Below are 19,783 nucleotides of genomic sequence, written 5' to 3' on the forward strand. Positions count from 1 at the left end.
GGCGGCCGTGGTGCCGCTCGCTAAATGGACAGATCTTGTCCGTTTAGAGTTCAGCGTACGGAGGTGGACAGCTTCTGTCCACTTCTGACTAGGCTGGGGACATGACGGGCATGCCCTCCGCTCAGCGGCCCCCCAGACCGCCGCGCGCGGACGCGCGGCGCAACGCCGCCCGCGTCCTGGCCGCCGCACGCCAGGCGGTGGCCGTCCATGGCTTCGACGTCAGCTATCACGAGATCGCGCGGCTGGCCGGTGTCGGCGTCGGCACGGTCTACCGTCGCTTCCCCGAGCGGGAACAGCTGCTGGAAGCCGTCCTCCTCGACGTGCTCGGCGAACTCGCCGACAGCGCCGAACAGGCCCTGGGCGAGGACGAGTCCTGGCCGGCCTTCACCCGGTTCTTCACCGGCCTCGCCCTGCGCACGGGGGAGAACGCGGGGCTCTCGGACTCCCTCGACGATCGCGGCGGGCCCCAGGTGGCCGCCGCCCGCCGCACCCTGCTCGATCGCGTACGGCGGCTGACCGAACGCGCGCAGCGGGACGGCGTGCTGCGCGCCGATCTGTCCTGGCAGGACATTCCGTTCCTGGCCAAGGCGGCCGCCGCCGGAGCCTGTGTGCTGGACATCCCGGCCGACCGGCTCCAAGTCGAACGGTGTGTCACGGTCGTCCTCGACGGAATGCGCGCACCGGCGGGTACCCCACTGCCCGGCCGGCTCTGATCACACATCCGTGCCGCACACTGGGGTGTCATGGAGCTGCAGATCACCGCCACCTCGCCCGAGCATCCGGCGTCGCTGCTCGATCTGCCGTGGAACATCCCGCTGGAGGACTGGCCGGAGGAGCACCTGGTCGCGCTGCCCCGGGGCATCTCCCGCCATGTCGTCCGCTTCGCGCAGGCGGGCGGCGAGATCGTCGCGGTCAAGGAGGTCGGCGAGTGGGCGGCCGTGCGGGAGTACGGGCTGCTGCGCGACCTGGACCGGCTCGCGGTCCCCGCGGTGGACGCGCTCGCGGTGGTGACCGGGCGCACCGACGAGCACGGCGAACCGCTGGAACCGGCGCTGATCACCCGCCATCTGGTGGGCTCGCAGCCGTACCGCTCGATGTTCCAGACGACCATGCGGCCGAGCACCATCCGACGGCTGCTCGACGCGCTCGCCGTGCTGCTGGTGCGGTTGCATCTGGCCGGGTTCGCCTGGGGCGACTGCTCGCTGTCCAACACCCTCTTCCGGCGCGACGCGGGCGCGTACGCCGCCTATCTGGTCGACGCCGAGACCGGGCAGATCCAGCCGAAGCTCACCAGCGGACAGCGGGAGTACGACGTCGAGGTGGCGCGGGTGAACATCGCGGGCGAGCTGATGGACCTGGAGGCCGGCGGTTCCCTGCACCCCTCGGTCGACCCGGTGCTCTTCGGCGAGGCCATCGCCGAGCGCTACTGCGACCTGTGGCATGAGCTGACCCGCCAGTCGGTCTATCCGCTCGCCCAGCGCCATGCCATCGACCAGCGCGTCCGGCGCCTGAACGACCTCGGGTTCGACGTGGCGGAGATGCAGATCGAGCGCTCACCCGGCGGCGACACCGTCACCTTCGTACCCAAGGTCGTCGACGCGGGCCACCACCAGCGGCAGTTGCTGCGGCTGACCGGACTGGACGCCGAGGAGAACCAGGCCCGCAGCCTCCTGAACGACCTGGAGACCTGGATGGCCACACAGGACGACTACGCGCCCGGCGATCCGCTCGGCGCGCGCCCGGAGGTGCTCGCCCACCGGTGGGTCCGCGATGTCTTCCGGCCCACCGTGCGGACCATTCCCAAGGATCTGCGCGGTGCCACCGACACCGCGCAGATCTACTACGAACTGCTCGAACACCGCTGGCTGTTGTCCGAGCGGGCCGGGCGTGACGTGGGCCTGGACGCCACCGTCGAGGACTACATACGAACCGTCCTGGCGGACCGGCCCCACGGCTGACCGCCCCGCGCCCCGGGCTCGGCCACCTCTCGGACCTGCCGGGCCGCCTGGGTCCCGCGGCGCCGCCCGCACACCCCTGCCGGGCCCGGTCCGCCGAAGGTCCGCCGGACCGGGCCCGGGCGCTGGCCTGCTGTTCACCAACCGGCGCCTCGCCGCGCCCGAGGCAGCCGCCATCAAACTGGTGAGCCGGGTCGTCGCCGCCGACCGGCTCGACGAGGAGGCCTGCGGGCGGCGGGGTTACTGCGGGAGGGGTCCACCGCGGCCCTTGCGCGCGCCCGCGGGCTCGTCGCCGCGGCCTGGCCGAATGGCCCCGCTGGCCCCGCCCATCGTGGCCGCCCCGGGGCGGGCTATCCCGCCGCGGCCGGCCGCGGCGGGAGCTCGAAGCGCAGCAGGGCCCCGGTCAGATGGGTGCGCAGCTCCGTCTCCGGCTCGATATGGCGGATCTCGCCCCCGTCGTCGATGACGGTTTCGGCCAGTGCGTCGATGATGTCGGGGACCTCGCGCAGCGGATCGCCGCACAGCGGACAGCTCTGGCCCGAGCGCGCGAGAAGCCCGTCCCGGTCACAGACGACCCCGGGGGCGGCGGCCTCCTCGTCCGCCGCCAGTGTGCCGATCGCGGCCAGCGACGCCGCCCACAGCGTCTCGTCCAGCCCCACGGCACTCGGCGGCCGCCCGGCCGCCTTGGCCTCCAGGATGTCGCCCACGAGCTGCCGTTGTTCCTGGTGGGCGTGGTCGGAGACGATCTTCTGCACCCGGTTCCTGATGTCCGCGGGGGTCGCGGTCTCACGGTCGACGGTGAAGTCGCCGATCAGCCGCTCCCGCAGGTCACGCGGGAGGAACTGAAGGAAATTCGGCACCTCGTAGGAGTGCCCGCCGACCACGAGCACATCGAAGGCCCGCCTCCCGAACAGCTGCTTGAGCTCGCCGATGAGCTTCCGGAAGTGGCGTTTGCTCAGCTCATCGGCCTTGTTGCGGACCCTGTCCTCGGCGAGCCCCGCAGCGTAGTCGGGCTTGCGCAGCGTACGGTCGCGGATCGCCTCCAGCTGCCGGGCCTGGTCGAGGTAGTGCTCCCAGATCTGGCCGGTCCCCCGGTCCACGATGACGGCGCAGGCGCGGTCGTACTCATCCAGCACGGCCAGCATGGGGCGGACGTACGGATCGGAGTCCACCACGATGCGCTCCCGGGTGGGGCGTGGCAGCCACACCTCCTCGTACACATCCTTGCCGCTGCAGGCGAAGACGGCGACGCCGCCGGGCTGGTGCGGCTCGAAGGCCAGCGACTTCTCCAGCTTCACGATGTCCTCGCGGAGCGAGAGCCGCGCGGCATGATCGAGCGAGCTGTCCAGTGAGAGCGGCCGGATGCCGTCCAGCAGACTGGCCACCCGGGTCATGAATGTGCTGCGGCCGGGCTGCTCGGGCAGCACGGGGACGTAGAGGGACACACACGGAAGACCGTTCCCGCTCAACCGCAGGACCCGGTCGACCTGCTCTTGCGTGATCATGGCCGCTCCTCGCCGCGACGGTGTGCCTCACTGCGCCTCATTCCAGGTAACGCGGTGGTCGCGGGAGAGGCAAACGCAACCCAGGGATCGACTCGCAACCGAGTTCAGGTTGGGGCTAGGCTCAGGGGAATTGGGCGCGGTGTGACCGCGATTCCCTGCGAGGCTTCCCGTCTGAATTGAACTGAACTCACATCGGTCCCTGGTTGGCGACACCATGCTCGGCACGATGGAGGGCCGATCGAGGGCAACACCGCCGCCGTCGCCGGTACGGACGATGCGCGGGAGAACCTCCGCCGGGCCGTGGAGGCGCGTATCCGCTGCCACGCCCGGCATCGGCTGGAGGCGTTCGACGGCAACCGCGAGGATCGGCAGCCTGGAAGAGCCCGGCCAGGAGCGGGGCCGCGCCGCCGTGGCACCTACGAGTGCGGGTTCCGCGAACCACCTACGGCGGCGCGTCGGCGGGGCGGCCACCCCGTGACCCTGGCCAGGCGGGGGCTCAGGACTGCGCGGTCAGCACCTTCCGGATGGACGCGATGACGCGCGGGGCCTCGTCGTTGAGGTAGAAGTGGCCGCCGGAGTAGACCTGGAGGTCGAAGCCACCGGTGGTGTGCTCGCCCCAGGCGCGGGCCTCCTCGACGCTCGCCTTGGGGTCGTCGTCCCCCACATGCGCGTGGATCGGCGTCGCCAGCTGCGGGCCGGAGGTGTAGCGGTAGGTCTCGGCCGCCTTGTAGTCGCTGCGGATCGCGGGCAGCACCATCCGGAGGATCTCGTCGTCGCCCAGGAGCTGGGTGTCGGTGCCGGCGAGCGCCTTCACCTCGGCGATCAGTCCGTCGTCGTCGCGGAGGTGGACGGACTCGTCTCGGTGGCAGGAGGGGGCGCGCCGCCCCGAGGCGAACAGCGCCACCGGGACCACGCCTTTCTGCTCCAGGCGCAGGGCGACCTCGAAGGCGAGGGTGGCGCCCATGCTGTGGCCGAAAAGCGCCACCGGCTTGTCCGTATAGGGCAGCAGCTCCGGTACCAGCGCGTCGGCGAGCTCGGGGATGTTGTCTATGCACTTCTCGTTGCGCCGGTCCTGGCGCCCCGGGTACTGCACGGCGAGCACATCGACCGCGGGCGAGAGCGCCTTGGAGACCGGGAAGTAGTAGGAGGCGGACCCGCCGGCGTGGGGCAGGCAGATGAGTCGCGTCGACGCGGCCGGCGCGGGGTGGAACTGCCTGATCCACAGGCTTGTGCCGGTGGGATGTGCGGTCACGTGATGTCCTTTCGCGCCGCTCGCTCTGCGGCGGCTGTCGTGTGGCTGTCGCGCGCGTGCCTCGGGTCGCGCGGAGACCAGTAGACCACTCTGCCGCTCCGGTCCGGCCTGCGACCACCCCTATTTAGGACGGGAGTCCCCTAGTATTTCCCTCGTGTCGGTCATGAGCGGCGCGCGGTGAGTCCGCCCCGTTCGGCGGTCCGCAGTGCCAGGGCCGCCAGTGCCTCGGGGGCGCCGGCCTGACCGCGGATCCCCGGGAAGGCGTTGATGTCCACGATCAGCGGGGCGCCGCCGCCCGCGTCGATCAGATCCACTCCGTAGACCTCCAGCGAGAACACCGAACCGACGTGGCGCACCGGATCCAGCCAGCCCGGTGGCAGCGCGTCCAGGGGGAGCGGCAGGCTCGGACCGCGGCCGCCCGCCGCCAACTCCGACCGGCGCAGCGCGGCGAACACCCGGTCCGCGATGACCCACAGCTTGTGGTCCCAGCCGTCGTTCGGGGTGAAGTCCTGCACCACCACGGGCTCATCCGCCCAGTCGGCGCTCAGGGCGCGCAGCCGTGCGGCGTCGTCGACGCGGGCCACCAGATCATGACGGCGGCTGTGGCGGCTCTTGACGACGACGGGGCGAGGCAGCCGCTCCGTCGTCAGCCCGGCGAGCGAGGCCACGGTACGGGTGGGGGCGAACGGCAGACCGGCGCGGAGCGCCAGTTCGGCCATCGCCGTCCGGTCCTGGCACAGTGCGGTGGCCGCGGCGGAGTTCACCACCGGGGCGCCGCGCCGCTCCAGAGACCGGGCGAGCGTCAGCGCGCGCGGCGTCCGGGCCTTCAGCAGATAGACATCGGCGAGTCTCCCGGCGTCGGCCGGCTCCTCCCCGGGGTCGGCCGGGGCCTGCGCCCCCGCCCCGTGGCCGCCCGGGTCGAGCGCCACCACCTCATGGCGGGGCGTCAGCAACTCAGCCGTGTCGGCGAGGAGTTGATGACCGGGGTCGGCGGTGATCAGACCGATCCTCATCGGCCGCCGCTCACCGTCGCGTTCATATCCGGCCCGTGACCACGGCGCGCGTTCATATCCGGCCCGTGGCCACGGCCGGGACCGGCTCCGGAGCCAGCACCGGCTCGGTGAGGGCGCCGACGAACGCCGCCCCGGAACGGGCGCCACCCCTGCGCGCCAACTCCAGTACCGCACGCCCCACCCGGGCCGCCGCGTCCGGCACCTCCTTGAAGCTGGGGAAGTCGTTCACATCGACGACCACCGGCCCGTCCGGGCCCAGCAGCACATCCACCCCGTACAGATCGAGGCCGTAGACCGCACCCACCTCGGCGGCGATGGCCGCCACTTCGGCGGACAGCCGTACCCGACGGCCGCGGGCGTCCCCGTCGGGGCTGAGCGGTGAGCTCCGCTCGGTCGCGTGCAACTCCCCGTCCACGCAGTACACCTTGAGGTCGATGCCCGAATTCGGCACATAGGGCTGGGCGATGAGCATGCCCTCCACGGCCAGTTCGGCGCGCAGCGCCCGCAGCCGGTCCGGCGTCGGCACCAGTCGCACGGCCCGCCCTGAGCTGCCGTCCGCGGGCTTGACCACCAGCGGGAACTCGGCCTCCGGTATCTCCTCCAGCGCCTCGGGCCGGGCCGCCGCGTAGGTGAGCGGCAAGGGCAGCCCCCGGCTGCGGCCGATCGCGGCCGCCAGCGCCTTGTCCCGTACGCCGCGGATGGCGCGGGCATCGTTGACGGTGGTCAGCCCGACCGCCGACGCGGCCTCCAGCAGCGTCAGGCCGGGGCCTCCGGACACCGTCTTGAGCACCCAGGCGTCATGGCTGCCCGCCCGCACCGCATCGGACATCCGCAGCAGGGAACGGCCCGGCCGGACCACGTCCACCTGGTGGCCCCAGGCGGAGAGCTGACGGATCACCTCACGGGGCATCCCGTCATGGCGATAGCGCTCCTCCACCAGAAAGCAGAGTCTCATCGGCCTTCTTCCTCGTCACCGGACAGGTTCCCGGGCTGCTGCCGAGAGTGTCCGGCGAGCCATGGCCTCCCAGGATGTCATCCGTCGTTCTTTTACGATCTCCTGGGCCAACCCATGGGTGTCAGTGGCCTGTTTATCGGGCTAAGGGTCCTTTACTCTGCTGAGTATGATGCTGACGCGCAGGGAACGGGAGATTCTCGCGCTGCTGCGGCGGGACCCGCTGGCCGGGGCCCAGTCCATCGCCGACGCCCTCGGGACCACCCGGGCCGCGGTCAACGTCCATCTCTCCAACCTGGGCAAGAAGGGCGCCATCCTGGGGCGCGGCTACATCCTGCGCCAGGAACACGCGGTGGTGGTCATCGGCGGGGCCAATGTGGACATCAAGGTGCGGAGCCTCGCATCCGTCGCGTACCGCACCAGCAATCCGGGCCGATCCCACACCAGCCCCGGCGGGGTCGCCCGCAATGTCGCCGAGAACCTCGCCCGGCTGGGCACCCCCACCCATCTCATCGCCGCCGTGGGTCAGGACCCGGCGGGGGAGCGGCTGCTGAGCGAGACCCAGGCCGCCGGGGTGCGCATCGACCATGTGCACCGCGGCCCGCATCCCACCGGCACCTATACGGCGGTGCTGGACTCCGACGGCGATCTGGTCGTGGCCATCGCCGACATGGCCGCCACCGACGCGCTGAGCCCCGAGCATCTGCACACCGCGCGTGAGCTCATCGGCCACGCCGGCCTGCTGGTGCTGGACGGGAACCTCTCCCCGCGGGTCCTCTCGTACGTCCTGGACCTCGCCGCCGCCACCGGCGTCCAGACCCTGATCGACCCGGTGAGCGTCCCCAAGGCGGCCCTGCTCGCCCCGCTGTTCGCCACCGGGCGGCCGGTCTTCGCCGTCACGCCGAACGTGGCGGAGCTGGGCGCGCTGGCCGGCCGGGACCTCGACGGGGACGCCGCCGCGGACGATCCGGAGCTGATCGGGGCCGTGGCCCTCCTCCACGAGCGCGGCGTGCGGCATGTGTGGGTGCGGCTCGGTGCGCGCGGCTCCCTGCTGAGCACCCTCGACGAGGGCCGGGTGGCGCTGGAGGCGCCACCGGCGGAGGTGCACGACGTCACCGGGGCCGGGGACGCGATGCTCGGCGCGTTCGCGCACGCCCTGCTCGGTGGCGCCGACCCGGTCGACGCCGCCCGCTACGGCCACGCCGCCGCCGCGCTGACCGTGGCCACCCCCGCCACCGTACGACCCGACCTGACCCCGCGTCTGATCGAGGACGCGCTCAACGCACCGCTGCGGAGGACCACATGACCTCGCCCCACCCCCGGCTGACCCTCACCGAGGAGGTCGCGGAGGCCCTGCGCGACGGCCGTCCCGTGGTCGCGCTGGAGTCCACGATCATCAGCCACGGCATGCCGTATCCGCAGAACGTCGAGATGGCCACCGAGGTCGAGGAGATCATCCGCGCCGAGGGGGCGGTCCCCGCTACCATCGCCGTCCTCCACGGCACGCCACGCGCCGGACTGGACCGGGCCGCTCTCGAACTGCTCGCCACCAGCCCCGACGTCGGCAAGGTCAGCGTGCGCGACCTCGCCCATGTCATCGCGCGCGGCGGCCATGGCGCCACCACCGTGGCGTCCACCATGCGGCTCGCCGCGCTCGCCGGGATCCGGGTCTTCGTCACCGGGGGCATCGGCGGCGTGCACCGGGGAGCGGAGCACTCCTTCGACATCAGCGCGGATCTCACCGAGCTCGCCACCACCCCGGTGGCCGTCATCAGCGCCGGGGTCAAGAGCATCCTCGACATCGGACTGACCCTGGAGAAGCTGGAGACCCTGGGCGTTCCGGTGCTCACCTACGGCACCGACGACTTCCCCGCCTTCTACTCGCGGGTGAGCGGCTTCCGCTCCCCGCTGCGTGTCGACTCGCCCGAGGAGATCGCCGCCACCATGCGCGCCCAGTGGGAGCTGGGCATGACGGCGGGGCTGAGCATCGCCAATCCGGTGCCCGAGGCCGAGGAGATCCCCGCCGAGCGGATCGACGGCATCATCGAGCAGGCCCTCGCCGAGATGGCGGAGGCGGGAATCGGCGGCAAGGACGCGACCCCGTATCTGCTGGGCCGGATCGTCGAGTTGACCAAGGGCGAGAGCCTGCGGACCAATATCGCCCTCGTCAAGAACAACGCACGCCTCGGGGCGCGGATCGCGATCCACTACGCCCGTACGGACTGACCGCGGCCGCCCGGACCTCCGCTAGGGACGGCCGCCGGAGCTCAGGGCGGCCCCCAGGCCACAGGGGCCGCCAGGCCAACTCGTCTCCGCGAGGAGCTACAGCGAGCGGACCTCGGCGAGCTCGACCCGGCCACCGATCTCGATGGAGCCGTCCGGCAGGGGACCGGTGAGGATCTGCGACCCCACGCCCTGGGTGATGTTGAGGGCGCGGCCCAGCTCGCCCGAGAGAATCAGGGCGGCGGCGCCGGTGGCCTCGTCCTCGACGATCCCGTCCCCGCGGCGGGGAAACGCGCGCGCCCGCACCCGGCCCGCGGCCTCGTCCTGCCACGCCCAGGCGTACAGCCAGCCTTCGCCCTCGGGAGGGGTGGGCAGCGCCTCGACCTCCTCCGGAGAGGCGTACTGCTGGGTGCGCCGCCCGGCCGCCCAGGCGGGCCGGCCGGTGATCCAGGTGAACTCGCCGTCCTGGCGCGCGGGAACCTCACCGGCGGGCGGCACCAGCTCGGGCAGGTCCAGCAGCCAGGCGGTGCCCACCAGCGGATGGCCCGCGAAGGGCAGCCGGACGCTCGGGGTGTAGATGTCGACGACGCCGCGCTCCGGATCGTCCACGAACACGGTCTCGCTGAACCCCAGCCGGGCGGCGACCCGCTGCCGCTCCGCCTCGCCCACCACGGCGGCGCCGTCCCGCACCACGCCGAGTTCATTGCCACCGCGGCCGTAGGGCCCGCAGAACACCTTGAGTACGTCCAGATCCGTCACCTGGGCATTCAAGCACGGGCACGCTTGTCGGTGGGGTGTTCTACGGTCGGGCCATGACCACCTCCGACGATGTCCGTGCCGTCGCCCTGTCGCTGCCGGAGACCACAGAGAAGATCGCCTGGTCGATGCCCACCTTCCGGGTCGCCGGGAAGATGTTCGCCACCTTGCCCGAGGACGAGACCTCGATGGCCGTCAGATGTCCCAAGGAGGAGCGGAAGGAGTTGGTGCTGGCGGAGCCGGAGAAGTTCTGGGTGGCCGCCCATGAGGCGAGTTCGGCCTGGGTGCGGGTGCGGCTCGCCGCGCTGGAGGACGTCGACGAGTTGCGGGATATCCTGCTGGACTCCTGGCGGCAGGCCGCACCGGCCACGTTGCTCGAATGATCACACCACGGCGGCCGGTGACTCCTCGAAATGCGGCGATATGTGTGTTCGAGGAGATAACCGACACGGGTGAAAGTATAGACTTTTCCCGGTAATCGGAGTGCCGTCTTCCGCTGTGCGCGGTTCCCTTGAGGGGGATCAGCGAGGGAGGCCGCATGGTGCACGGCCGCGACACGAACCGCCCCGCGGTGTGCGGCGGCCCGTGCGCGGCCGCCGTCCTTCTGCTGCTGGCGGTCACGTTGCTGCATGCCGTGCTGGCCCTGGGGGTCGTCCGCGACTCGCCGTCCACCGGGCCGGACCAGTGCGCGGCCGGGCCTCCGAACCCGGCCACGTCCACGTCAATGCCCGGTGACGCCGGGGCTCCCGCCTCGGCCCGGGCGCTCGCCGCGTCCGCCCCCGCGGGCGCTCCCGTCGTCCCAGCGCCTGTTCGGCCGGCTCCGGAGACCGAGGACGAACGCTCCACCTCTTCGGCGTCGGCCAAGCTCTTCGCCCGGGACGGTGCCGGGCATCCGGCGCGGCACGCCGGGCGGGTGGTCCACGGGGCCTCGTTCGGTGCCCATCGATCCCTCTCGACGTCCCTCGGCCCCCTCGTGCTCGTCACGGTCCGCGGTCGCCCCGCCGACCCCGCGACGGGCGTCGGCGCGTTCGCCGCCGGGGGCGACCTCCCGGCCGGCCTGCTCTCCTCACGGTCCGTCGTCCTGCGCTGCTGACCGGGCCCGGGCACGTCCGTCATCCCGTTTCCGCGGCTGCCGCGCGGATCCCGGATGCGGTGTGCCCTGCCCGCTCAGCCGTTGGACGTCCGAGACCGCAGGAGTATCCGCATGCCCATCGATGTCTATGCCGCCATGCGCGCGATGATGCGCGCAGAAGCCACCCGGCGCCCCGTCACCCCGCAGGCCAGGACCACCGATCCGTCGCCGCCCCCGGCCGATCCGGCCGCTCCCGATCCGGTGGACACCACCGCCGAGGACGTGTCCTTGGCGGAGGCCGTACCGGCTTCGTCGGCCGCACCGGGCCCGGTCCGCCGGTCCCGGCCGGCCCGGTATCTGTCGCGCTGCCGTGCCGTGCTGCGCGCCGTACGCCACGCCGTGTCGTCCTGCATCACCCGGCGCGTGCCACGACAGGGGCGGTGACCGGCCACGGAGGGAGAGGAGCCGGAAGCACGGGTGCCGGGAGGTCACACCGGTCCGTCGTTCCGTCCGCCCTCCGGTGAATCCCCGCCGAGAAGCAAACGCTCGCGCTGCGCCACGGCCCAGGCGTAGCCGGGATTCAGCGCCACCGCACGGTCCAGATCTGCCAGCGCCTCCGCGCGTCTGCCCAGGGCCTCGTTGGCCATCGCGCGGCTCCCCAGGGCCCAGGCGTAGCCGGGGTCGAGGGCCAGCGCCCGGTCGTACTCCGCGATGGCCTCCTCGTAGCGGCCCGCGAAGCGGTGGATATCGCCGCGCTCGCCCAGCGTTCCCGGGACGCCCGGCTCCAGTGCCTCCGCCCGGTCCAGGTCGTCCAGCGCGCCCGCCGCGTCCCCCAGAGTGCTGCGGACACGGGCCCGCCGGACCAGCGCCCAGGTGTAGTCGCCGTGTCGTTCGATGGCCCGGTCGAAGTCCGCCAGGGCCTCCTGGATCCGGCCGAGCGCCATCATGGTCTGGCCACGGCTGCCCAGGGCCACATGGTCCGCCGGATCGGCCGCGACCACCGGGTCGAGCCGGGCCAGCGCCTCCTCGTACCGGCCCGCCCGGCGGCAGGTCTCCCCGCGCTCCCGCTGGACCCAGGTCGAGCCCGGCTCCAGCGCCGCCACGCCGTCCAGCGCGTCCATCGCCGCGGTGAAGTCCCCGGTCGCCCGATGGACCACGGCACGCCCGAAGTGCGCGCGTACGTTCCCGGGGTCCAGCTCGATCGCCCTGCGGAAGTCCTCCAGCGCCCCGTCGAACTCCTCGACCGACCGGCGGTGCCACCCCCGTACGACGAGTGCCGCGACCCGGTCGGCGGCGTCCAGCCCGGCCCGCGCCAGCAGCAGCCCCATCGCCTCGATACCGCGCCGCCGTTCGTCCGCCAGCGCTTCCACCAGACGCCACCCCCAGGTGCGCACCGCGTCCGAGTCGGCGTCTTCGCCCGCCTCGACCAGGGTGGACGCCCAGCGCCGGGCCACGGCCGGACCCGCGTCGCAGGCGCCGATCCCGTCCCGCAGCGCCCCGGGCAGCGCCGCCGACGGCCGTGCGCACAGCAGGTGGTACCACTCCTCCAGCCGCGGTCCGCTCCAGGCGTCCAGCCGCCACCCCTCGCGCGCGTCGAGCCCCCCGGCGGCCGCCTCCCGCCACCGGGCGAAGGTCTCCGCCAGCCGGGTGTGCGCCGCGCTCCACCGCTGCGGTGAGGTGGTCCGCCGAAGCCTCAGCATCGGGGCACGGACCACCTCGTGGTAGCGGGCCGCCCCGTTACGGTCGCCGATGAACGGCAGCGACCGCAGCCAGCCGAACAGCTCGGCCCCGTCCTCGTCCACCGCGGCCCTGAAGACGTCCTCGTTCAGCCACCGGGGCAGCGCGCCCGCCAAGGCGGCGGAGCGGCGCACCGGATCGCGCTCCCACTTCAGGAACCGGTCGACGGCGGTGGCGCTGGGGTCGTCCAGATCGCCGCTGGTTCCCGGGTTCTCAGCGAGGGTGGACACCAGCACCGGCAGCCGGCCGGAGAGCCGCAGCACCTCCCGCACCACCGGCTCATCGGTGATCCCCTTGGCGCTGAGCAGCTGCCGGGCCTCCGCGTCGGTGAACGGCTCCAGCGGCAGCTCCGCCACCACATCGGCCAGGTCGCCCCAGCAGCCGGGGTCCGGGCGGGTCTGCCCGGCCAGCACCAGCACGGTGTTGGCGGGGAGGGTGCCGAGGCGTTCGCTGGTCAGCAGGGTGCGCAGCCAGGGGTCGAGCAGCGGGCCGAGGCGCTCGTAGGTGTCGAAGAGCAGCACCAGCCACGGCACCGCCGCTGCCGCCTCCGATAACTCCCTGACCAGCAGCGGGGTCAGTGTCTCCACCGGGTCCAGCACCAGCTGGACGTCCTTGTGGTCGCGGAACCGCGAGCTGAGCGCCGCCCGCAGCCGGTCGGTGCCCTCGGCGATCGGCACCGGGTCGACGGCGCTCGCCAGTGCCCCGGCCCCCGGCACCAGGCCGAGGCCGGTGAGCCCGGCCCGCGCGGCGATCATGCTGCCGGTACTGGGCCCGGGCCGCTCGCCCTCCGCCGGTACCGACTCCGCCTCGTGGCGGCGCTGCCGATAGGTGGCGAGCCGACGGTCGAAGGCCGTGAGCTCCCGCCCCTGGCGGGCGAATTGCTCGCTGATCGCGGCCATGGCCTCGGGGACGGAGCCCGCCGCCTCGTCGACGCGGGCGGTGAGCGCGCCGTACTCCTGGCGGGCGGTCTGTTCCAGCCGGTGCATCAGCCAGGTCTTGCCCACGCCCGCGTGGCCGTGCACATGGAAGACGAAGCGATGCCGCCCGTCCTCCGGTGACAGCCCGAAGTTGTCCTGGAACGCGTGCAGTTCCCGGTGCCGGCCCACGAAACCGGCGTTCCTGCGCCGTTGGATCAGCTCCTGCATTGACGGCCGTCCCCGCCCCATCGGCCCCTCCTCCGGTCTGGACCCAGTCTGCCAGTACCATCAGCGCATAGGCTTATTGCGTACGATGCGCAGGTGCCCAGCTATCGCATCAGAACCGCGACCCCCGATGACCTCGACGCCGTCCGCAGTGTGATGCTCGACACCGTCTACCGCGACTTCGGAACCGGCTATGTGCCACGCTGGCACGCCGACATCATCGATCCCGCCACGGCGTATCTGGATGGCGCGCGCCACACCCTGCTGGTGGCGGTGGACGAGAGCGACGGAGAGGTCGTGGCGACCGCCGCGCTCGACTCCCGGGGCCCGGCCCATCCGCCCAACCCGCCCTGGCTGGCCGCGCGTTACCCATCGGGGGAGACCGCCCAGCTGCGCCGGGTCTATGTGCGATCCGAGCATCGGCGCAATGGGCTGGCCCGGCGGCTGGTGCATGCGCTGCTGGACTTCGCCGTGGCGGACGGCGGCTATCGCGCGGTCTATCTGCACACCGATCCGGGGGTGGTGGGTGCCGAGCCGTTCTGGCGGTCGCTGGGGAAGGTCGTCTGCGATGAGCGGGAGGCACCCGGGGGCGGTCAGGGGATCGTCCACTTCGAGGTCCCCATGGGACCCGGGGCGCCATGACGTTGATGGAAATGATTATCATCTAGTATTTGTGTTTCACCGTTCCCGCGCCGCCCCTGGAGCACGCCCATGCACTCTGTCCGCCGCCGGTGGGCCGCCGCGCTGCTGCTCGTCCCGTTGCTCGCGGGCTGTTTCGCGGCCCGCGACGGTTCGCCGTACGACGCCGGGGCCGGTGCGGGCGGTGGACGCCTCCGGGTCGCGATGGCCTTTCCGCCCGCCGAGCGCTTCTCTCCGTATGGCGCCGACGCCACCTTGCTCAGCCGGCTCGGGGTCACCGAGGGGCTGACCCGGCTGGACGGCAACGGCGGCCCGGTGCCCGCCCTCGCCGAGTCGTGGACCCGGGAGAGCGGCGGCGGCTGGGTGTTCACCCTGCGCGAGGCGCGGTTCCAGGACGGCACCGAGGTCACCCCGGCGGCGGTGGCGGGCGCCCTCACCCATGCCACTCACGCCGATCCCGCGCCCGCCGCGCTCACCGGGGTCACGCTCACCGCCGAGGCGGTGGGGGAGCGGCGGGTCCGGGTCACCACCACCGCCACCGCCGACTCCGCCTTGCCCCTGCGACTGTCCAGCCCGAGCCTGGCCATCCTCGCGCCCAAGGCGTACCGCACGAAGGCCGGTACGGGGACGGCCGGTACGGATAAGTCCGGTACGGCGGAGGCGCGTTCGGACGCGACGGACGGGAAAGCGGCGGTCGACCCGGCCGGCACCGCCACCGGTCCCTTCACCCTGGCCAGGACGGCCGGTGCCACCCGAGCCACCCTCCACCGCTTCGACGACTACTGGGGCGGCCTCGCCCACGCCTCCGGTCTCGATGTCCGCTTCATCGCCGATGGCACGGCCCGCACCAACGCGCTGCGCAGCGGCGAGGTGGACATGGCCGAGGCGGTCCCGGTCTCCCAGGCGGCCACCCTCGACCAGCCCACCGTCCGTGAGGTGCCCACCGCCCGCACCACCGCCCTTTTCCTCAACACCCGCTCCGGACCCTTCGCGGACCCCGCCGTCCGCGCCGCCGCCCGCCAGGCCGTCGACGCCTCCGCCCTCGCCGAGGACGTCTACGAGGGGCATGCGGACACCGGCCGCGGCCTGTTCGGCCCGGCCCTCACCTGGGCCGCGGGTGAGCGCCCCCGGCCGTCCGGCCGCCCCGCCGCCAAGCGCGCCGGGAACACCGCGCTCACCCTCGCCACCTACGACAACCGGCCGGAGCTGCCCGAGGTCGCCCAGGTGCTGCAACAGCAACTGCGCAAGGCCGGGTTCAGCGTGAAGCTGGAAGTGCGGGAGTACTCCCGGCTCGAAAGCGACGCCCTGGCCGGGAAGTTCGACGCCGTGGTGGCCGCCCGTAACACCATGCTCGACACCGGCGACCCGGTCTCCTATCTCGCCGACGACTTCACCTGCGACGGCGGCTACAACCTGGCCCGGGTGTGCGACAAGGCCGTGGACCGCGCGGTCGCCGAGGCCGGGTCCCGTGCCGAGGAGGCCGCGCGCCATCGCGCCGCCCTGGCCGCGCAGACCGCCGTGCTGCGCACGGACGGGGTCGTCCCGCTGGTCCATCAGCGGATCATCCACGGCGTCGGCACCTCGGTACGGGGTGTGATCCTCGATCCGTACGAGCGCACGCTCGTCGGCACCGGTACGCGGCGTTGAGCGGCGCGCGGGCCGGGGCGCGGTCCACCGGGACGAGCACGGGCGGGCGGTCCACTGGGCTGGGCGCCGGGCGGTCCACCGGGACGAGCGCGGCGCGGTTCACCCGCCTGGGCGCCGGGCGGTCCACCGGTCTGAGTGCGTTGTGGCGCCTCGCGCTCGCGGGGGTGCTGCTGTGCGGCATCGGGCTACTGCCCTGGCTGTCCCGCACCGATCCCGCCCGTACCGTCCTCAAGGCGCGCGAGGCCGACCGCGAGCCCAGCCCCGAGCTCCTGGAGTCCCTGCGCTCCCAACTCGGCCTCGACGCCGGGCCGTTGCGGCTGCTCGGCCGGTGGCTCGCCGGACTGCCCCACGGCGACGCGGGCCGGTCCTGGATCTCGGGGACCGCCGTGGCCCCCTCGGTCGCCGAGTCGCTCGGCGTCTCGCTGCTGCTCATGGGCGGGGCGCTGGTGGTCGCGGCGGTCACCGCGGGCGCGGTGTGCGGGCGCACGCTGTGGCTCGGGCCGCGGCGGCGGGCCGCCCGGCGCGGGGCCGGTGCGGGGAGCGGCGGCGCGCTGTTCGCGGCGCTGCCGGAGTTCCTGCTGGCGTCCGTGCTGGCCGCCGTGGTCGGGGTGCGGCTCGGCTGGCTGCCCGCGGTCGGCTGGTACGGGCCGCGGTGGATGGTGCTGCCCTCGCTCGCCCTCGGCGTCCCCGCGGGCGCCCTGCTGGGCCGGGTCCTGGACGACGCCCTGCCCGGGGCGTTCGCGGAGGCCTGGGCCCGGGCCGCCGCCGCACGCGGGCTGCCCGCCCGGCGGATCGCCTGCCACGCGCTGCGGCGTGCCGTGCCCGGAGTGCTGCCGAACATCGGGCTGTTCGTGGTCGGGCTCACCGGCGGGGCGGTCGCCGTCGAGCAGGTCTTCGACATCCCCGGGCTCGGCCGGCTCACCCTGCAGGCGGCCATCGCCCAGGATCTGCCGATGCTTCAGGCGGGCGCCCTCGTCCTCGTCCTGCTCGCGGCCGCCGCCGGAGGTCTCGCCCGGCTCGCGGCCCGGCTGTTGCTCGGGCCCGCGCTGCGCGACGGTGCGCTGCCCTCGCTCCACCGGCCCTCCGCGCCGTCCGCCCGCTCCGTTCCGCTGCTCTACGGCACGATCCTGCTCGCCGTCGTGGTGCTCGGCGCCCTCCGGGACCCGCTGGCCGTGGACACCGCCGCCCGGCTCACCTCTCCGTCCTGGGCGCATCCGTTCGGCACCGACGCGCTGGGCCGCGATCTGCTGGCCCGGGTGGGGCACGGCGCGCTGTCCACGCTCGCGCTCACGGTGGCGGTGAGCGCCGCCGCGCTGGTGGCGGGGGTGCTGCTCGGCCTGGTGCCCCGGCTGTCCGGTGGACTCGTCGAGACCGTGAACGCGGTGCCGCCCGTGCTCGCCGGGCTCCTGGTCGCCGGAGCGGCCGGGCGCGGCCCATACACTCCCGTGCTCGCCGTGGCCGCCGTCGCCTGGGCGCCGCTGGCCGCGCACACCTCGGCCCTGCTGCGGCAGCAGCGCGCCGCCACGCATCTCGCCGCCACCCGCGCACTGGGCGCCTCCCGCCGCCATCTGCTGCGCCGCCACGTTCTGCCCGCGGTTCTGCCCCCGGTCGTCCGGCACGCCCTGCTGCGCCTGTCGGCCGTGGCGCTCGCCCTGGCCTCGCTGGGCTTCCTCGGCCTGGGCGCGCAGCCACCGTCCCCGGAGTGGGGGCGGCTGCTGGCCGAGAACCACCCCTACGCCGAGCGCGCCCCGTGGACAGTCCTCGCCCCCGCCGCCGCGCTGGCCCTCCTGGGTGTCCTGGCGGTGACGGCGTCCGGCGGCGTGCGGTGGCCCCGTCGGCGACTGCGCGTTGACGACGGCCCGGACGCGCTCATCGGGAGCCTCCGAGGAAGCCCTCGCAAAGCGGGGGAGGAATCGGACTCTGTCGAGCAAAGGCGGGGAAAGCGTAATCGCGGCAAGGACGGTGCCCACGGCTGACGTGCCATCAGGCGATCACAAGTTGATCTGGCAGTTTGTGAACTGTGACCTCTCGCGTGAAGCGGGCGTATCGGTACCGCTTCTATCCGGCCGACGCGCAGGCAGTCGAGCTGTCGCGCACACCGAGCCGCTGGACATCGTCTGGTCCCGCCCCCTGCCGGAGGGCGCGCAGCCGTCTACGGTGCTGTCTCCCAGGACGCGGCCGGACACTGGCACGTGTGCCTCCTGGTCGAGGACCCCGGCGTGAAGTCGCCTCCGACCAACGGTCGTGCCGTCGGCGTTGACGCTGGACTCGACCACCTGTTCACTCTCTCCACCGGGGAGAAGATGGCCAACCCCCGGCATGAGCGGCGCGACCGCGCGCGCCTCGCCAAGGCGCAGCGGGAATCGTCCCGCAAGGCCAAGGGCTCCAGGAACCGGGAGAAGGCCCGCTTGGGCGTGGCCCGCGTCCACGCCCGTATCACGGACCGACGACGCGACCACTTGCACAAACTCACCACTCGGCTCGTTCGCGAAAACCAAGCGATCGTGATCGAGGACCTGACCGTTCGCCGCCTGTTGAAGAACGGAAGGCCGGCAGTCGGCAGCGAAGCAGGAACCCCCCTACGGCGCGAGCTGTAGGGAGCCCCTCCTGTACGAGCGGAGGAAGTCAAGAACTCCGGTCAGATCTACCTGCACTACGCCGATGCGTCGGCTGCCCTACGTGGTCGACACCTTCACCGACGACGATCGGGCCGTGGCCTTGGCCAATGCCACAGACCACGGCCTGAACTGCGGCGTCATCAGCGAAGCGTCGCGGGACGCCTCAGCTCATCCCGGGGATGAGGGGCACGGCCCCGGGGCGGCGCGCCGCCAGCCGCAGCATGCTGACCGTGGAGCGCACGACCCGCTCCTTGGTGCGTGCGGCCAGGCCACCGCGTAGCACCCGCTCGCGCGGGGAGTCGTCCGCCCGTACCAACTGGATCAGCCCGTCCCGGCGGCCCAGGCTCACGCACTGCACCACAAAACGGAAGCGCAGCGGCTCCGGCTGCCGCCCCCGCGTCTCGGCGATGATCGAGGAGGCGGCGTGCGAACCGGCCGGGAGTGCGGTGGCACAGGCCATGCGCAGGGCACCGGCGGCCGGGGTGGTCATGGCCGCGGCGTCGCCCACCGCGTAGATCTCCGGATGGGACACCGAGCGCAGGGCGCCGTCGACGCTGATGCCGCCGGTGGGATCGAGGGTGATCCCGGCGGCCTCGGCCAGGGCGGTGTTCGCGGTCATCGCGGTGGCCCACACCACCGCGTCGGTGTCGATGTCCTCGGGGCCCGCCACCCGGCGGCCCTCCTCGATCCGGACGCCGAGCCCGGTGAGCGTTGAACGGACATGGGCGCGGCCCTTCGCCGACAGCCCCGTGCCGACCTCGTCGCCCGTGATCAGCCGGACCGTCCAGGCGTGGTGGGACTCGGCGATCTCGGCCGCGAGCTCGATGCCGGTGAGTCCCCCGCCGACCACCGTCAACTCGCCCGGGCCGTCCAGCAGCCGCTTGTGCAGTTCGGCCGCCGTCTCCGGGGTGTAGGCGCGCTCACCGGGGTCGGGGGTGCGGCTGCCGAGCGCGTACACCAGCCGGTCGTACGGCATCTGGCGGCCGTCGTCGGTGGTGACCTGCCGGGCGGCCGGGTCGATGCGGGTGGCGCGGGCGGCCACGTGGACGATGCCGGCCCGCCGCGCCAGCGCGTCGAGCGGGTGCGTGATGTCGGGCCGTCCGGCGGCCCGCTCGTGCAGCCGGACGCGTTCGGTGAAAGCGGTGCTCGGATCGACCAGGGTGACGCGGGTGTGCGGGGCCAGCCGCAGGGCGGCCATCAGCCCCGCATAGCCCGCGCCGAGCACCAGGACCTGTTGCTTCTCCATACCGGCGGCCTCCTTCTCGGGTGGTG

17 protein-coding genes and 1 pseudogene are annotated in these 19,783 nt (G+C 73.2%); 11 read left to right on the forward strand and 7 right to left on the reverse strand.

What is annotated here, in order from left to right; translation table 11 throughout:
* The first annotated feature begins 101 nt into the window (after nt 1-101).
* Together ACFYOY_RS32810 and ACFYOY_RS32815 are read left to right on the forward strand one after the other, a co-directional pair.
* Nucleotides 102-713: a TetR/AcrR family transcriptional regulator gene (locus ACFYOY_RS32810; RefSeq protein ID WP_388591121.1), complete on the forward strand. Its 612-nt coding sequence runs from the start codon at nt 102-104 to the stop codon at nt 711-713.
* 30 nt (nt 714-743) lie between these two features.
* A complete protein-coding gene (locus ACFYOY_RS32815; RefSeq protein ID WP_351892606.1) occupies nt 744-1,958 on the forward strand; it encodes a DUF4032 domain-containing protein in 1,215 nt (404 codons plus the stop codon).
* Between the two features lie 347 nt (nt 1,959-2,305).
* On the opposite strand, the gene ACFYOY_RS32820 is transcribed toward ACFYOY_RS32815, so the two are convergent.
* The 4 genes from ACFYOY_RS32820 to ACFYOY_RS32835 form a co-directional block, all read right to left on the reverse strand.
* Nucleotides 2,306-3,460: a hypothetical protein gene (locus ACFYOY_RS32820; protein ID WP_388591124.1), complete on the reverse strand. Its 1,155-nt coding sequence runs from the start codon at nt 3,458-3,460 to the stop codon at nt 2,306-2,308.
* A gap of 496 nt (nt 3,461-3,956) precedes the next feature.
* Nucleotides 3,957-4,712 (reverse strand): alpha/beta fold hydrolase, encoded by a 756-nt coding sequence (locus ACFYOY_RS32825; RefSeq protein WP_351892616.1) that lies wholly within the window; start codon nt 4,710-4,712, stop codon nt 3,957-3,959.
* Nucleotides 4,713-4,873: 161 nt separating this feature from the next.
* Complete coding sequence (locus tag ACFYOY_RS32830) at nt 4,874-5,725, reverse strand: RimK family alpha-L-glutamate ligase (protein ID WP_388591126.1); 852 nt, start codon at nt 5,723-5,725, stop codon at nt 4,874-4,876.
* A gap of 52 nt (nt 5,726-5,777) precedes the next feature.
* Nucleotides 5,778-6,680 carry a RimK family alpha-L-glutamate ligase gene (locus ACFYOY_RS32835; protein WP_388591128.1) on the reverse strand — a complete coding sequence of 301 codons (903 nt, stop codon included), beginning with the start codon at nt 6,678-6,680 and terminating at the stop codon, nt 5,778-5,780.
* Between the two features lie 166 nt (nt 6,681-6,846).
* Here ACFYOY_RS32835 and ACFYOY_RS32840 point away from each other — a divergent pair, with 166 nt between their 5' ends.
* Together ACFYOY_RS32840 and ACFYOY_RS32845 are read left to right on the forward strand one after the other, a co-directional pair.
* Entirely contained in the window at nt 6,847-7,983 is a 1,137-nt protein-coding gene (locus tag ACFYOY_RS32840) for a PfkB family carbohydrate kinase (RefSeq protein WP_351892629.1), read from the forward strand.
* Nucleotides 7,980-8,903, forward strand: coding sequence for a pseudouridine-5'-phosphate glycosidase (locus ACFYOY_RS32845; RefSeq protein ID WP_351892636.1), 924 nt, complete (start codon nt 7,980-7,982; stop codon nt 8,901-8,903). Before ACFYOY_RS32840 ends, ACFYOY_RS32845 begins: the two co-directional genes overlap by 4 nt.
* 96 nt (nt 8,904-8,999) lie before the next feature.
* Here ACFYOY_RS32845 and ACFYOY_RS32850 read toward each other — a convergent pair whose 3' ends face one another.
* Nucleotides 9,000-9,659, reverse strand: a complete 660-nt coding sequence (locus tag ACFYOY_RS32850) for a PhzF family phenazine biosynthesis protein (RefSeq protein ID WP_351892643.1) — start codon at nt 9,657-9,659, stop codon at nt 9,000-9,002.
* Between the two features lie 53 nt (nt 9,660-9,712).
* Between ACFYOY_RS32850 and ACFYOY_RS32855 the strand changes: the two genes are divergently transcribed.
* The 3 genes from ACFYOY_RS32855 (at nt 9,713) to ACFYOY_RS32865 (ending at nt 11,172) form a co-directional block, all read left to right on the forward strand.
* On the forward strand, nt 9,713-10,039 hold the full coding sequence (locus tag ACFYOY_RS32855; RefSeq protein ID WP_059144654.1) for an MmcQ/YjbR family DNA-binding protein: 327 nt from the start codon (nt 9,713-9,715) through the stop codon (nt 10,037-10,039).
* A gap of 155 nt (nt 10,040-10,194) precedes the next feature.
* Nucleotides 10,195-10,749 carry a hypothetical protein gene (locus ACFYOY_RS32860; protein WP_351892653.1) on the forward strand — a complete coding sequence of 185 codons (555 nt, stop codon included), beginning with the start codon at nt 10,195-10,197 and terminating at the stop codon, nt 10,747-10,749.
* Nucleotides 10,750-10,860: 111 nt separating this feature from the next.
* A complete protein-coding gene (locus tag ACFYOY_RS32865; protein WP_351892659.1) occupies nt 10,861-11,172 on the forward strand; it encodes a hypothetical protein in 312 nt (103 codons plus the stop codon).
* Between the two features lie 44 nt (nt 11,173-11,216).
* Here ACFYOY_RS32865 and ACFYOY_RS32870 read toward each other — a convergent pair whose 3' ends face one another.
* The gene (locus ACFYOY_RS32870) at nt 11,217-13,610 is read right to left on the reverse strand and encodes a tetratricopeptide repeat protein (RefSeq protein WP_388591132.1); all 2,394 of its coding nucleotides are present in this window, start codon (nt 13,608-13,610) and stop codon (nt 11,217-11,219) included.
* A gap of 153 nt (nt 13,611-13,763) precedes the next feature.
* On the opposite strand from ACFYOY_RS32870, the gene ACFYOY_RS32875 reads away from it, so the two are divergent.
* From ACFYOY_RS32875 to ACFYOY_RS32890, 4 genes and pseudogenes are all read left to right on the forward strand, one after another.
* A complete protein-coding gene (locus ACFYOY_RS32875) occupies nt 13,764-14,249 on the forward strand; it encodes a GNAT family N-acetyltransferase (protein ID WP_388591157.1) in 486 nt (161 codons plus the stop codon).
* Nucleotides 14,250-14,318: 69 nt separating this feature from the next.
* On the forward strand, nt 14,319-15,893 hold the full coding sequence (locus ACFYOY_RS32880) for an ABC transporter substrate-binding protein (RefSeq protein WP_388591134.1): 1,575 nt from the start codon (nt 14,319-14,321) through the stop codon (nt 15,891-15,893).
* A 107-nt stretch (nt 15,894-16,000) separates the two neighbouring features.
* Nucleotides 16,001-17,869 carry an ABC transporter permease subunit gene (locus ACFYOY_RS32885; protein WP_388591159.1) on the forward strand — a complete coding sequence of 623 codons (1,869 nt, stop codon included), beginning with the start codon at nt 16,001-16,003 and terminating at the stop codon, nt 17,867-17,869.
* A gap of 121 nt (nt 17,870-17,990) precedes the next feature.
* Nucleotides 17,991-18,791, forward strand: a pseudogene (locus ACFYOY_RS32890) (RNA-guided endonuclease TnpB family protein); the annotation flags it as partial.
* On the opposite strand, the gene ACFYOY_RS32895 reads toward ACFYOY_RS32890, so the two are convergent.
* Nucleotides 18,675-19,757, reverse strand: coding sequence for an FAD-dependent oxidoreductase (locus ACFYOY_RS32895; protein ID WP_351892682.1), 1,083 nt, complete (start codon nt 19,755-19,757; stop codon nt 18,675-18,677). The pseudogene ACFYOY_RS32890 and the gene ACFYOY_RS32895 sit on opposite strands and share 117 nt — an antisense overlap.
* Between the last annotated feature and the right edge of the window lie 26 nt (nt 19,758-19,783).

Origin of the sequence: Streptomyces sp. NPDC007875 (assembly GCF_042868035.1) — a bacterium.
Classification (GTDB): Bacteria; Actinomycetota; Actinomycetes; order Streptomycetales; family Streptomycetaceae; genus Streptomyces; species Streptomyces antimycoticus.